General features: G+C 72.7%; 12 protein-coding genes. 5 read left to right on the plus strand and 7 right to left on the minus strand.

Going from position 1 to position 13,041, the window contains the following annotated elements:
* Positions 1 to 235 precede the first annotated feature (235 nt).
* Positions 236 to 739: a GNAT family N-acetyltransferase gene (locus ACIQRW_RS11480; RefSeq protein WP_403757637.1), complete on the plus strand. Its 504-nt coding sequence runs from the start codon at positions 236 to 238 to the stop codon at positions 737 to 739.
* Between the two features lie 33 nt (positions 740 to 772).
* Here the strand turns inward: ACIQRW_RS11480 and ACIQRW_RS11485 are convergent, their stop codons facing one another.
* From ACIQRW_RS11485 to ACIQRW_RS11495, 3 genes are all read right to left on the minus strand, one after another.
* Positions 773 to 1,675 carry a glycosyltransferase family 2 protein gene (locus ACIQRW_RS11485; RefSeq protein ID WP_397916551.1) on the minus strand — a complete coding sequence of 301 codons (903 nt, stop codon included), beginning with the start codon at positions 1,673 to 1,675 and terminating at the stop codon, positions 773 to 775.
* Between the two features lie 75 nt (positions 1,676 to 1,750).
* The gene (locus ACIQRW_RS11490) at positions 1,751 to 2,332 is read right to left on the minus strand and encodes a GNAT family N-acetyltransferase (RefSeq protein ID WP_403757641.1); all 582 of its coding nucleotides are present in this window, start codon (positions 2,330 to 2,332) and stop codon (positions 1,751 to 1,753) included.
* Positions 2,333 to 2,418: 86 nt separating this feature from the next.
* A complete protein-coding gene (locus tag ACIQRW_RS11495) occupies positions 2,419 to 3,810 on the minus strand; it encodes an MFS transporter (protein ID WP_403758423.1) in 1,392 nt (463 codons plus the stop codon).
* Positions 3,811 to 4,100: 290 nt separating this feature from the next.
* Between ACIQRW_RS11495 and ACIQRW_RS11500 the strand changes: the two genes are divergently transcribed.
* On the plus strand, positions 4,101 to 4,682 hold the full coding sequence (locus ACIQRW_RS11500) for a TetR/AcrR family transcriptional regulator (protein WP_403757644.1): 582 nt from the start codon (positions 4,101 to 4,103) through the stop codon (positions 4,680 to 4,682).
* Between the two features lie 68 nt (positions 4,683 to 4,750).
* Positions 4,751 to 5,773 (plus strand): hypothetical protein, encoded by a 1,023-nt coding sequence (locus ACIQRW_RS11505; protein ID WP_403757646.1) that lies wholly within the window; start codon positions 4,751 to 4,753, stop codon positions 5,771 to 5,773.
* Positions 5,774 to 5,900: 127 nt separating this feature from the next.
* Here ACIQRW_RS11505 and ACIQRW_RS11510 read toward each other — a convergent pair whose 3' ends face one another.
* Positions 5,901 to 6,380, minus strand: coding sequence for a lamin tail domain-containing protein (locus ACIQRW_RS11510; RefSeq protein WP_403757649.1), 480 nt, complete (start codon positions 6,378 to 6,380; stop codon positions 5,901 to 5,903).
* A 144-nt stretch (positions 6,381 to 6,524) separates the two neighbouring features.
* Positions 6,525 to 7,289: an SDR family oxidoreductase gene (locus tag ACIQRW_RS11515; protein ID WP_403757652.1), complete on the minus strand. Its 765-nt coding sequence runs from the start codon at positions 7,287 to 7,289 to the stop codon at positions 6,525 to 6,527.
* Between the two features lie 144 nt (positions 7,290 to 7,433).
* On the opposite strand from ACIQRW_RS11515, the gene ACIQRW_RS11520 reads away from it, so the two are divergent.
* On the plus strand, positions 7,434 to 9,101 hold the full coding sequence (locus tag ACIQRW_RS11520; RefSeq protein ID WP_403757655.1) for an alkaline phosphatase D family protein: 1,668 nt from the start codon (positions 7,434 to 7,436) through the stop codon (positions 9,099 to 9,101).
* Between the two features lie 24 nt (positions 9,102 to 9,125).
* On the opposite strand, the gene ACIQRW_RS11525 is transcribed toward ACIQRW_RS11520, so the two are convergent.
* Positions 9,126 to 10,121 carry a Gfo/Idh/MocA family protein gene (locus ACIQRW_RS11525; RefSeq protein ID WP_403757658.1) on the minus strand — a complete coding sequence of 332 codons (996 nt, stop codon included), beginning with the start codon at positions 10,119 to 10,121 and terminating at the stop codon, positions 9,126 to 9,128.
* A gap of 89 nt (positions 10,122 to 10,210) precedes the next feature.
* On the opposite strand from ACIQRW_RS11525, the gene ACIQRW_RS11530 reads away from it, so the two are divergent.
* The gene (locus tag ACIQRW_RS11530; protein WP_403757661.1) at positions 10,211 to 11,596 is read left to right on the plus strand and encodes a multidrug effflux MFS transporter; all 1,386 of its coding nucleotides are present in this window, start codon (positions 10,211 to 10,213) and stop codon (positions 11,594 to 11,596) included.
* A gap of 40 nt (positions 11,597 to 11,636) precedes the next feature.
* Here ACIQRW_RS11530 and ACIQRW_RS11535 read toward each other — a convergent pair whose 3' ends face one another.
* Entirely contained in the window at positions 11,637 to 12,959 is a 1,323-nt protein-coding gene (locus ACIQRW_RS11535) for a hypothetical protein (RefSeq protein WP_403757664.1), read from the minus strand.
* Positions 12,960 to 13,041 lie beyond the last annotated feature (82 nt).

Here is a 13,041-nt window from a genome sequence, read left to right on the forward strand (position 1 = left end):
CTCCTCCGAAGCGTTCGACTGCTGACCCCACGCAGTCGAACGCGCCGAAGGACGGCCTTACGCCGGAGGGTATCGGTGCCGCCGTGCGCCCCAGCACGCTCACGGCGGCGGCGCGTTGTTCCGCCGCGCGTTATTCCACCTGCGCGGAAGGCGTCCGACGTGTTCTGATCACCGCTGACCGGGCGCCGGCCGGAACCGGCGGGCGCCGAGCCGACGGAAGCGGGGAAACAGGGCGATGAGCGCTACGGAAAGCACCGGAGCCGGGCGGCCGGGCCATCAGGGCGTACGGCTGCGCCCGGCCACGCCGAACGACGCGGAGGCCGTCACCCGGGTCTTCCTCGCCTCCCGGGCCGCCGCCATGCCGTATCTGCCCCGGGTCCACAGCGACGAGGACACCCTCGCGTGGATCACCCATGTCGTGCTGCCCACCAGCACCGAGGTGTGGGTGGCCGAGGAGACGGAGGAGGGCGGGGAACTGCTCGGGTTCGCCGTGCTCGCCGGGGACGACGAACTGGACCACCTCTACCTGCGGCCCGACGCGCTGCGGCGGGGGATCGGGAGCCGGCTGCTGGCGGAGGTGCGCGGTGCGGCGGAGGGGGCCCTGAAGCTGTACGTGTTCCAGCGCAACGCCGCCGCCCGCGCCTTCTACGAGCGGCACGGGTTCACCGCCGTCGCGTTCGACGACGGTGCCCGCAACGAGGAGAACGAGCCGGACGTGCTCTACCGCTGGGCCCCCTAGGACCGCCGGGCCGTTGAGCCCGCGGGCGGCGGGTCAGATGACCGGCGGCCGGCCCAGCCGTGTCATCTGCCACACCGTGGACCAGCGCATCGGGCGCCGCTCGCCGCACGGGGTCCGGACGCCCTCGGCGAAGCCGCCCGCCCAGGCGCGCAGGCCCTTCGGGTCGCGGGTGCGGGCGAGGGTGAGCAGGGTCCAGGTGCCGAGGTAGGCGGGGACCAGGGGGAGGGGCAGGTTGCGGCGGGCCAGCCAGACGCGGTTGCGGGCCGTCATCCGGTAGTAGACCGCGTGCCGGGCCGGGGACGTCTTGGGGTGCTGGAGCAGCAGCTCGGGTTCGTACAGCACCTTCCAGCCCGCGTCGAGCGCGCGCCAGGCGAGGTCGGTCTCCTCGTGGGTGAAGAAGAACTCGGCGGGCCACGGCCCGGTCTGCTCCAGCATCTTCATGGAGAACGCGTGGCCGCCGCCGAGGAAGGCCGTGACCGGGCCGCCGCGCATCGGGTCGCCCGCCCGCAGCCGGGGCACGTGGCGCCGCTGGGTCTCGCCGTGCTCGTCGGCGATCCGGAAGCCGACGATGCCGAGCCGGTCGTCGGCCGCGAAGAGGTCCCGAACCCGGCGGAAGACGTCCTTCTCGACCAGCAGCCCGTCGTCGTCCAGCTCGATCACCACGTCCACGTCGCCGATCTCGGCGAGCCTGCGCAGACCGGCGTTCCGGCCGCCCGGGCAGCCGAGGTTCTCCGGCAGCTCGATGGCGGTCACCCCGCCGTCGAGGTCCTCCAGGCCGGGGAACGCGGTGAAGTCCGGGAGCGCCGTCCCGTTGCCGATGATCACGAGCCGGGTGGGCCGGACGTCCTGCATGGCGACCGACGCCAGCAGCGCCTCGACCGCCTGCGGGCGGTCCCCCATGGTCACGATGGATACGCCGATGCGTGGTGCGGACAAGTTCGGTACTCCTGGGCTCGGCTGCCGTGCGGCTGCTGGTCGGCTGCGGTGCCCGCGATCGTAACGCCTCGGTGTTCAGTGTGCGGTTACCGCCCGGCCATCCACGGGCCCGTCGGTGTTCAGCAGGGCGTACACGGTCATGTCCCGCCGCCGGTCGCCCACCTGCTGCCAGCCGCGCAGCAGCCCCTCCCGCCGGAAGCCGACGTCTTCGGCGATCCGGGCGGAGGCGGTGTTCCACGGCTCGATGAAGAGCTGGAGGCGCTGGACGCCGAGGTCGCGCACGGCCCACCCCGCCACCGTACGCAGTGCGGCGCGGGCGACGCCCTGGCCGCGGGCCGGTGCGGTGAGCCAGTAGCCGAGCGAGGCACGGCCCTCGGGCAGGTCGCGGAGCCAGAGCCCGATCGCGCCGACCGGGCGCCGGTCCCGGGAGCGGACGATGGCGAACGGGTATCCGGCGCCGGTGGCCGCGCGCTCCCACTGCCTGCGGACGAACGCCTCGGCGGCCGCGTCCGAGTAGCGGGACGGGATCGTGGTGATGAGCGGGATGTACGGGTCGAGCGAGGCCTCCCGGACCAGCGGGAGGTCGCTCATCTCCCAGGGGCGCAGGACGAAGTCCGGTCCCGCGGACATGCTCGGAACGGTCAGCGGCTCGGGCATGTCCGTATCCTCCCGCTGTCGACGCTGTTCCGCCCCCGGGAGCGGAACACCGTCGACAGCGGGAGGGGGGTCCGGCTCCGCTCCGCTCACCCCTCCGCCGCTGCCGCCCGGTTCCTTTCGGTCAGGAAGTACCCGGCGAGCAGGGCGCCCACCAGCACCAGGGCGGAGTTGACGAGGATGGCGGTGGAGACGCCGGACAGTACGGCCTCCGGCCCCGTCGCGGCCCCCGTCCGGGCGGTGACGATCGCGCTCATCACCGGGATGCCGAGGGTGATGCCGACCTGCTGGGTCATCGTCGCCAGTCCGGTGGCCCGCCCCTGCTCCTCGTCGGGCAGGCCGGAGGTGGCCGTGACCATGAAGCCGACGATCATCAGCATGTTGCCCACACCGCCGACGAAGGTGGCCGCCAGCAGGAGCCAGATCCAGCCGCCGGACGTGCCGAGCGCGACGAGCGAGAGCGTGGCGGCGGCCTGGACGACCCCGCCCAGCACGATGGCGCGCCGGTTGCCGAACCGGCCCACCGCCCGTCCGCCGAGCATCCCGCCGACGACCGTGCCGACGCCCAGCACGCCGAACGCGAGGCCGGTGGCCAGCGCGGAGTAGCCGAGGACCTCCTGGAGGTACAGGGTGAGCAGGAACACCAGCGAGGTCTCGGTGACGAAGGCGATCAGCCCGGCGGCGTTGCCCCAGACGACGCTCCGCCGCTTCAGGATGTGCATCGGGACGAGCGGTGCGGTGGCGCGCTGCTCGATGCGGACGAACGCGATCAGGAGGGCGACGCCGGCGGCCAGGGAGGCCAGCGTGGTGGGGGTGGTCCAGCCGGTCTCGCCGGCCTGGGTGAGCCCGAGGACGAGCAGCAGCAGCCCGCCGGTGACGGTGACCGCGCCGGGCACGTCCAGCCGGGGCCGTCGCTCCGGCCGCGAGTCGGTGATCACGGACGGGGCCAGGATCACGACCAGGGCCGCGACCGGTACGTTGATGAAGAAGGCCCAGCGCCAGGAGAGCAGGTCCGTCAGGAGGCCGCCGAGGATCGCTCCTGCGGTGAATCCGGCAGACATCAGGGCGCCGTTGAGCCCCAGCGCCCGTTCGCGCAGCGGCCCCTCCTTGAACGCGGTGGTCAGCAGCGCGAGCCCGGCGGGGGTGACGGCCGCGGTGGCCAGGCCCTGGAGCACGCGGGCGGCGAGGAGGACCTCGGGCGAGGTGGCGAGGCCGCCGAGCGCGGAGGAGAGCCCGAGGACGACCATGCCGCCGATGAACAGGTTCTTGCGGCCGACGAGGTCGGCGACGCGTCCGAAGAGCAGGGTGAATCCGGCGGCGGCGAGCGCGAAGGACGTGGCGATCCACTGGAGGTGGGCGAGGGAGAAGCCGAGCCCCTCCCCGACGACGGGCAGGGCCACGTTCAGGATCGAGAAGTCCACCGCGATCATGAACTGGGAGCCGAGCAGCAGCGCCAGTACGAGCTTCTGGCGTCTCGTCATGCGTGGGCCGGCGGCGCGGGGGGCGGCCGTCGGCCCGGTGGGCGTGGGGGAGGGAGCGGGTGCGGTACGGGACATGGCAGGGCGCCTTCCTGAGCGGCGAATGGCTTAACGGATCTGTGGTTCCGTTAAGATGGATGCCACCGTAACAGGGGAAGCGTTGTTAATGGAACTGGAGACCCGTTATGACTTCTGAAGGCGCTGAACGCGCTGAAGGCTCCGGAAGCTTTGGGAGCTCCGAGAGCTCCGGAGGCTCTGGAGGTGTCGACGCCGACGGTGGGGAGCCGGGCACCGTGCGTCCCGGCGGCCGCACCGCCCGGGTGCGGGAGGCGGTGCTGCGTGCCGCCGGGGACGCGCTGGTCGAGCACGGCTTCGACGGGCTCGACCTGGCCGATGTCGCCCGGCGGGCCGAGGTCGGCAAGACGACCGTCTACCGGCGCTGGTCCGCGCCCGCCGGTCTGGTGGCCGATCTGCTCTCGGACATGGCGGAGCAGTCGCTGCCGCGCGCGGACACCGGGTCACTGGCCGAGGACCTCCGGGCCAACGCCCGGCTCGTGGTCCGCACGCTGACCGATTCCCGCCAGGGCGCTCTCTTCGCGGCCGTCATCGCCGCCGCCACCTGTGATCCGCGGACCGCCGAGGCCCTGCACCGCTTCTACGCGGTGCGGATCGGGGAGTGGTCCGGCTGCGTCGAGGCGGCGGTCGATCGCGGCGAACTGCCCGCCGGCACGGACCCGGGCGAGGTGATCGCGGCGGTGTCGGCGCCCCTGTACTACCGGCTGCTGGCCAGTGGCGCCCCGCTGGACGAGGCGGCTGCCGACCGGGCCGCCGCCGCCGCGGTCGCCGCCGCGCGGGAAGGGGTCTACGTGAGGTGAGGGGCGCGGGAAGCCCTTGGCGGCGACCGGCTTCGTGGTGCCCGGTGGTGCGTCGATAAAGTGCTGGAATGATATTCGGTAAAGCCGGGTTCGGGGGAGCCGTCGCCGACTTCGAGGCGGCGGTGATCGCCCAGGACGCCAAACGCTCCGGTAAGGCGTTCGTCCGGTTGCAGGAGACCTTCGGGCAGGCCAGGGAGCCGGAGCTGCTGGACGGCGGGCCGCGGCTCGCCGCCGTGCTGGAGCAGGTGCCGCCCGGCCCCCGTGCCGTCGTCGCCGTGCTCGTCGGGGCCTGTGTCGAGCGCGGCGCGGACGCCGAGCGCTGCGCGCCGGGGGTGCTGGCCGGGCTGCGATGGGCGCTGGAGCAGGCTTTGGTGTTCTGCGAAGCGTGGATCGGGACCGGGGGCGGTGCGTTCCCCGTTCCGGACGGCGGCGAGCCGGGCCCGGAGCCGGTGGAGCGGGCCGGCGCCGACGCGGCCGTCGGCTGGTGGACCCTTCCCCAGTGGGAGATGGCCGCCGTCGCGATGCTGAACCACCCCGGTGTGCGGCGGGCGGCCGGCTTCCGGGGGGAGGCGCTGCGGCTGCTCGGCGCGGTGGAGCGGGTCTCCGGCACGGAGTTGAAGTCCCTCGCCCACGCCCTCCTCGTGCTGGACGACGAACCGCTCGTCGCCCTCCACCGGTCGAGCGGCACCGGCTACCTCCTGCGGCTCTCCGGCATCGGGGACAACTTCCAGCTGCACACCCTGCTCGCCGACGCGCTCATAGGCGGCGGCCACGTGGAGGGCCACGCGCCGTCGTCGCAGGAGGCGGCCGTCTGCCGGGAGACCCCCGGCCAGGTCGACACCGTGGGCTCCTTCGACCTGGTGGCCCCGGACGGCGAACTCATCTGGAACGAGGGCGCCCCCGCCGACATCCCCGTCGTCGACGGCGTCCGGCTGCTGGTCCTGGACGAGCCGTCCTACCGGCGGACCTGGCCCGCGGGCCGCTTCTTCCCCGGCATGCGCGGCGACGCCCTGCTGGAGCGCGCGCTGGACCCGGAGGAGACGGAGCGCTGGTACGCCCACGTCTCCCCGGCCAAGGCGGCCACCGGCTGAACCGGCACCGGACCCGCGGGCGTGGCGAACTCCAGCTCGCCCGGCCCGTCCCGTTCGGTGCGGCGGTACGGCGTGCGGGAGGGGCGGCCGCGGACCCCCGTCCCGCGACCGGCCCTCCCGGGGCGGGTCAGTGGCAGTTCTTGACGCCCTTGTTCGCCTTGGTGGACTTCTTCCAGGAGCAGGAGTCCTGGAGCTTCCCGTTCGGCTTGATCAGCCGCGCCTTGTCACCGGTGTTGTTCCAGACGTACGAGCCCCGGTTCCAGTGCACGGTGCCCGAGACGTTCTTGCCCTTGCCGGTGCGGAGCTTGACCGTCTTGCCCGCACCGATCGTGTAGCTGCCGAAGGTGTAGGTGTAGCCGGTGTTGTCCTTCACCTTGAAGCCCTTGAGCTGGACCTTCTTCTTGCCGTTGTTGTGGATGTTCACCCACTCGGCGTTCAGCGACTTCGTGGTCCGGTTGTCCTTGCCGGGGCCGTCGTACTGCACGGTCCCGAAGTGCAGCCCGCCCTGGTGGGCGGCGGCCGAGGCCGGCGCCGCCGTGGCGAGGAGCGAGCCGGCCAGTGCGGTGGCGGCGGCCAGGGCTATCGGCGCAGCGGTACGTATGCGCATGCGGTGTTCCTTCTGTGTTGTTCTGGTGAAGGCGTAACGGGATGCGATCATACGGACAGCACGCGCTTGCTCGGTCCGGGGCGGAGAAATCCGCAAATTCGGCCACTTAATGGCTAGTTCGAGCGAAACTGATCACCCGCGGGTTCAGCCGCGCCCGATGTACGGCATGTTCGTCGCCAGGACCGTGGCGAACTGGACGTTCGCCTCCAGCGGCAGCTCCGCCATGTGCACCACCGTCCGCGCCACGTCGGCCGCCGCCATCACCGGCTCCGCCGCCGACTCGCCGTTGGCCTGGAGGATCCCGGTCGACATCCGCTCGGTCATCTCCGTCGCCGCGTTGCCGATGTCGATCTGCCCGCAGGCGATCCGGTAGGCCCGGCCGTCCAGCGACAGCGACTTCGTCAGCCCCGTCATCGCGTGCTTGGTCGCGGTGTACGCGATCGAGTGCGGGCGCGGCGCGTGGGCGGAGATCGAGCCGTTGTTGATGATCCGGCCGCCCTGCGGGTCCTGCTCCTTCATCAGCCGGTACGTCGCCTGCGCGCACAGGAAGGCGCCCGTCAGGTTCACATCGACGACCGCCCGCCAGTCCTCGACGGCCAGGTCCTCCAGCGGTACGCCGCCGGGGCCGAACGTGCCCGCGTTGTTGAACAGGAGGTCCAGCCGGCCGAACCGCTCCCGTACGGCGGTGAAGAGTGCGCCGACCTCGTCGGCGTCGGTCACGTCCGTGGTGACGCACAGTGCCTCGGTGTCCCTGGCGGCGGCCGCCGTCTCCGCCAGCGGCTCGGCCCGCCGGCCGGCGAGCGCGAGCGACCAGCCCGCGCTCGCGAGGGCGAGCGCGACGGCCCGCCCGATCCCTGATCCCGCACCCGTGACGACGGCGACTTTCCGGCCGGTCTGCTCAGTGTTCATGGCCCGGCAGCGTACGGGACGGATCGGTGCACGGGGCACGCGGTGCTCATCGACCCGCCATGCGGATGTTGTGCACGCGACAACGGTGCGTCGTCGCGCTCGGCTGCCATGAAGCCCGACAGCATCCGGGCTGAGGAGGGGCATATGACAGCCGCACAGACCATCATGACGCCCGATCAGAGCACACGGGCCACCGAACTCCGCGCCGCCGCACGGCTGCTCGAACCGGGCGTGGGACGCAGACGTTTCCTGACCGTCACCGGAGCCGCCGCCGCGCTCGCCTTCGCCGTGAACCTCCCCGCCGCCGGCACGGCGAGCGCCGCCGAACTCGACGCCCGCCGGATCGCCGAGGACCCGTTCACCCTCGGCGTCGCCTCCGGCGACCCGCAGCCCACGTCCGTCCTCATCTGGACCCGGCTCGCACCCCGCCCCTACGAGCCGGGCGGCGGACTGCCGCGCGGCCGGGTCGAGGTGCGCTGGGAGGTGGCCCGCGACGAGAGCTTCCGCCGCATCGAGCGGCGCGGCTCGGCCACCGCCCACCCCGAGTTCGCCCACAGCGTCCGCGCCGAGGTCCAGGGCCTCGACTCCGGCCGGGTCTACTACTACCGCTTCCGCACCGGCAACTGGACCAGCCCGGTCGGCCGCACCCGCACCGCCCCGGCCCCCGGAGCCCGCAACAGCTCCCTGGCCCTGGCCGCCGTCTCCTGCCAGGCGTACCACGACGGCTACTTCACCGCCTACCGCCACCTCGCCGCCGAGGACGTCGACGTCGTCTTCCACCTCGGCGACTACCTCTACGAGTACGCCGTCACCGCCACCGGCGGAGCCCGCGACTACACCGACCGCAGACTCCCCGCGCACTACAACCGCGAGACGGTCACCCTGGAGGACTACCGGCTGCGCTACGCCCTCTACAAGTCCGATCCGGATCTGCGCGCCGCCCACGCCGCCCACCCCTTCGTCGTCACCTGGGACGACCACGAGACCGAGAACAACTACGCGGGCGGCACCCCCGAGAACGACGTCCCGCCCGAGGAGTTCCTGCTGCGCCGGGCCGCCGCGTACCGCGCGTACTGGGAGAACCAGCCGCTGCGCACCCCGCAGCGCCCCACCGGACCCGACATGCGGCTCTACCGCCGCCTGAAGTTCGGGCGGCTCGCCCAGTTCGACATCCTCGACACCCGCCAGTACCGCAGCGACCAGGCGTACGGCGACGGCTGGCGCACCCCGGGACCCGAGTCGGAGGACCCCGCGCGCACCATGACCGGGGCCGCCCAGGAACGCTGGCTGACCGACGGCTGGCGGGCCTCGAACGCCACCTGGAACGTCGTCCCGCAGCAGGTCACCTTCGCGCAGCGGCGCGATGTGCCCACCGACGCCTTCAAGCTCTCCATGGACTCCTGGGACGGCTATCCCGCCTCCCGGCAGCGGGTGCTGGCCGGGGCCGAGGCCGCCGGGGTGGACAACCTCATGGTCCTCACCGGCGACGTCCACGTCTCCTACGCCTTCGACCTGAAGAAGGACTTCGACGACCCCGCATCGCGGACCGTCGGCACGGAGATCGTCACCACGTCCATCAGCAGCGGCAAGAACGGCGCGGACCGGCCCGCCAACTGGGAGAACCAGACCAGCGCCAACCCGCACCTCAAGCACTACAACGGGCGGCGCGGCTACGCGCTCGTCACCCTCGGAACGAAGGAGGCCCGCGCCGACTTCCGTACGGTGGCGGCCGTCACGACCCCCGGCGCGCCCCTCGCCACAGCGGCCTCCTTCGTCACCGAGGCCGGGAACCCGGGGCTCACCCCCGCGTAAAGCCGCACGCCCGCGCAACCGGGCTCAGCGGTCCGCCGGGTAGCGGACGCCGATACGGTCCCGTACCGCGTCGAGCGTCCGCATCACCGCCAGCGAACCCTCCAGCGGGACGAGCGGGGACTCCGCCTCACCCGCCCGAACCGCCCGGGCCACCTCGACGGCCTCGTACTGCATGCCCGAGAGCCCCTGGGGTCCCGGACCCGAGGTGATCGTCTCCGGCTCCGCGCCCGCCCGCCGCAGGACGAAGTGGTCCGGGTGGAAGAAGTCGCGCGGGAGGTCGATCCGCCCGGCCGTGCCGATGACGGTGGCGGCCGTCGGATGGTGGCCGACGATCGAGCAGGACAGCAGCGCGGTCGCACCGGAGTCCCAGCCGAGCAGCATCCCCGTGTTCAGGTCGACGCCCTCCGGCGACAGCAGCGCGTCGGCCTGGACCCGGTCCGGCTCGCCCAGCAGCAGGTGGGCGAAGGAGACCGGGTAGACGCCGAGGTCCAGCAGCGCCCCGCCGCCCAGGTCCGGATCGCGCAGCCGGTGCCCGGGAGCGAAGTCGCCCGCGAAGCCGAAATCCGCCTGTACGGTACGGATCTCGCCGATCGCCCCGTCGCGGACCAGCTCGGTGAGGCGGCGGACCACCGGGTTGAGATAGGTCCACATGGCCTCCATCAGGAAGAGGCCGCGGTCCCGGGCCAGCGCCACCAGCTCCTCGGCCTCCCGGCTGTTGAGCGTGAACGCCTTCTCGCACAGCACATGCTTCCCGGCCCGCAGCGCCAGCCCGGCCGCCGCGTGGTGCGCCGAGTGCGGGGTGGCCACGTACACCACGTCGACCTCGTCGTCGGCGACCAGCTCCGCCCAGCTGCCGTACGCCCGCCCGATCCCGTGCCGCTCGGCGAACTCCCGCGCCGAGGCCTCCGTGCGCGAGGCCACCGCCACCACCTCGGCGTCGGGGAGCCCCTGGACGTCCGCCGTGAACCTCGCGGCTATACCGCCCGTCGCCAGAACACCCCAACGCACCGTCCCACCCATGCCCGCCACCCCAGCCCGCCCGAAAAAGGTATCGACCACTCCGGCCGAGCTGAGAGCATAGATGCGTATTCAACGATGTGGAGAAGAGAATGCCGGACAGCGGCGGCAGCCGGGCCCAGCGAGCACACATACCCACCACCGGGACCGGGGCCGACGACCGGCCGATCCCGCACGGGGACGCGGGCGCCCTCTCCGTCGACCCCGCCGCCCCGCAGGTCACCGCCCCCGCCGGCCTCCCCGGCCCGGCGGCGAAAACCGCCCGGCGCACCGGCCTCCTCGTCACCATGGTCCTCGGCGGACTCACCGCACTGCCGCCGCTGTCCATGGACATGTACCTCCCCGCGCTCCCCGCCGTCACCGACTCCCTGAGCGCCCCCGCCGCCACCGTCCAGCTCACCCTGACCGCGTGCCTGGCCGGAATGGCGCTCGGCCAGCTCGTCGTCGGCCCCATGAGCGACCGCTGGGGCCGCCGGAAGCCGCTGCTCCTGGGCATGGTCGTCTACGTCCTCGCCACCGCCATCTGCGCCCTGGCCCCCACCGCCGAACTCCTCATCGGCTTCCGCCTCCTCCAGGGGCTCGCGGGCGCGGCCGGCATCGTCATCGCGCGGGCCGTGGTGCGCGACCTCTACGACGGTGTGGAGATGGCCCGGTTCTTCTCCACCCTGATGCTGATCTCCGGCGTCGCCCCGGTCATCGCCCCGGTGATCGGCGGGCAGGTCCTGCGGATCACCGACTGGCGGGGCATCTTCGTCGTGCTGACCGCCGTCGGCATCGTCCTCACCCTGGTCGTCTGGAAATGGCTGCACGAGACGCTGCCGCCCGCAGACCGCCACACCGGCGGGGTCGCCGACGCCCTGCGCACCATGCGCGGGCTGCTCGCCGACCGGGTCTTCACCGGCTACATGGTCGCGGGCGGGCTCGCCTTCGCCGTCCTGTTCGCGTACATCGCCGCCTCCCCGTTCGTCGTGCAGGAGATCTACGGGGCCTCGCCCCAGACCTTCAGCCTGCTCTTCGGGCTCAACTCGATCGGCCTGATCACCGTCGGGCAGATCAACGGCAAACTGCTCGTCGGCCGGATCAGCCTCGACAAGGTGCTCGGCTTCGGCCTCGCGGTGATCGTGCTCGCCGCCGTCGCGCTGCTGCTCATGACGACCGGCGTCTTCGGAGAGGTCGGCCTCGTACCGGTCGCTGCCGGGCTCTTCGTGCTGATGTCGGCGATGGGTCTCGCGATGCCGAACACCAACGCCCAGGCCCTGATGCGCACCAAGCACGCGGCGGGCTCCGCCTCCGCGCTGCTCGGCACGTCCTCGTTCCTCATCGGCGCCGTCGCCTCCCCGCTGGTCGGCATCGCCGGCGAGGACACGGCCGTCCCGATGGCCGTGGTCCAGGTGGTGTGCGCGGTGGCGGCGGTGGCCTGCTTCCTGCTCCTGTGCCGCCCCTGGCAGCGAGCGGGCCGCGAGGCCGGCGGCCTCTGAGCCACCGCGGCCCCCCGCGGGCCCGGCGCCCGCCGCGGACTCATCCGGTGCGCGGGTAGCCGATCAGATGCGTACGGTCCTGCCGGTCGGTCCAGCGGAACACCCCGACCCCCGTCGTCTCCGTCCCCGGCAGCCGCGCGTTGCGCGACAGCCGCTCGGTGCTCCAGGTGGCGAAGTCCATCGCGACCGGGAGCCCGCCGCCGGACAGCGCCTCCGAGGCGTCGCGCGCGTTCTCGGCCCCGTACGCGATGCCGTCGTCCGTCACCGTGGCCAGCGTCAGATGGGCGGCGCCGCCCTCGTCCTCGAAGCAGCGGCCCTGCTTCGCCTCCAGATCGAAGGCCAGGTTCCCGGCGATCAGGTAGTCGCCCGAGGGGGAGAGGACCGCCTGCGGGAAACGCCCCGGCTTTATGGCGGGCTTGTGGCACTCCACCGAGGTGAGGACCTCACCGGTCGCCGCGTCGTGCACCGCCCACAGCTCGTGGGTCGCCGCCCGCTTGGTCTTCTTCGCGGGCGCCCACTTTGCCAGCACCTGGTCCGGGGTCGTCGACGTCACCACACCGCTGCCCTTGTCGGCGCCCTTGGGCGCGACGTTCCGGCTGAACCAGCCGCCGCGCACCCAGAACTCCCGTGCTCCGCCCAGCAGCAGGCCATCGACGGTCTGCCCGTGCACCTCGGTGAGCTGCTTGCAGGCCGGGCAGCCCTTGGGGTACTTCAACTTGTCCGCGCCCAGTTCGGACACCTCACCCGTGACCGGGTCCACCAGGGTGCTGTTCGCCTTCGCGTCGCTGATCACGATGGCCGGCCCGGTCGTGTTGACATCCGGGGCGCCGGTCCACGGCACCTCGACGCGCTGCCGGTTCCCGTTCGTCACGTCGTACAGATCGAGCGCGAGGAAGGTGCTCGACGGCGACAGCCCGTCGCCGACCTTCCCGTAGGACCAGGTCACGAAGAACTGCCGGTCGCCCTTGGCGACCGTGGCGAGCCTCGGATAGTGCAGCGGGTCCGGCTGCCGCCAGGCCTTGCCGCGCCAGCCCAGCTCGCCGGTGGCCGTGTCGACGGTGCGCAGCCGGTAGCGGTTGTCCTTCGACCGCTCCAGATAGGCCAGCAGGCCCGTCGTGTGGGAGACGGCCACGTCGGGGGAGGAGCCGATGATCTCCCAGCCCCGGTCCGTCGTGTACTGCGGCGGAACGGTCAGCCGGGTCACCGGCCCGGCGCTCGGCAGCACCGGTTTCGCCGTCCCGGTGGCAGCGCCGTTCTTCCGGTCGTCCTCGTCGGGGCTGCCGCCACAGGTGGCCAGCAGCAGGAGCAGGGCGAGAAAGACCACCCCGCCGACGAGCGTCAGCCGCACGATCTTCTGCCTCATGGCTCCCCTGCTGGACCATCTTGATCTGGTGCCGTCCGCGCGGGCCAGCGTAGCAACAGGCCCACGACGGTGTGGAGTTCGC

The organism is Streptomyces sp. NPDC091287, assembly GCF_044768525.1.
Taxonomy (GTDB): Bacteria; Actinomycetota; Actinomycetes; order Streptomycetales; family Streptomycetaceae; genus Streptomyces.

Coding starts and splice junctions, on each gene's coding strand:
- ACIQRW_RS11480 (WP_403757637.1), top strand. CDS start 236: ATGAGCGCTACGGAAAGCACCGGAGCCGGGCGGCCGGGCCATCAGGGC.
- ACIQRW_RS11490 (WP_403757641.1), bottom strand. CDS start 2,332: ATGCCCGAGCCGCTGACCGTTCCGAGCATGTCCGCGGGACCGGACTTC.
- ACIQRW_RS11495 (WP_403758423.1), bottom strand. CDS start 3,810: ATGACGAGACGCCAGAAGCTCGTACTGGCGCTGCTGCTCGGCTCCCAG.
- ACIQRW_RS11505 (WP_403757646.1), top strand. CDS start 4,751: ATGATATTCGGTAAAGCCGGGTTCGGGGGAGCCGTCGCCGACTTCGAG.
- ACIQRW_RS11510 (WP_403757649.1), bottom strand. CDS start 6,380: ATGCGCATACGTACCGCTGCGCCGATAGCCCTGGCCGCCGCCACCGCA.
- ACIQRW_RS11515 (WP_403757652.1), bottom strand. CDS start 7,289: ATGAACACTGAGCAGACCGGCCGGAAAGTCGCCGTCGTCACGGGTGCG.
- ACIQRW_RS11520 (WP_403757655.1), top strand. CDS start 7,434: ATGACAGCCGCACAGACCATCATGACGCCCGATCAGAGCACACGGGCC.
- ACIQRW_RS11525 (WP_403757658.1), bottom strand. CDS start 10,121: ATGGGTGGGACGGTGCGTTGGGGTGTTCTGGCGACGGGCGGTATAGCC.
- ACIQRW_RS11530 (WP_403757661.1), top strand. CDS start 10,211: ATGCCGGACAGCGGCGGCAGCCGGGCCCAGCGAGCACACATACCCACC.
- ACIQRW_RS11535 (WP_403757664.1), bottom strand. CDS start 12,959: ATGAGGCAGAAGATCGTGCGGCTGACGCTCGTCGGCGGGGTGGTCTTT.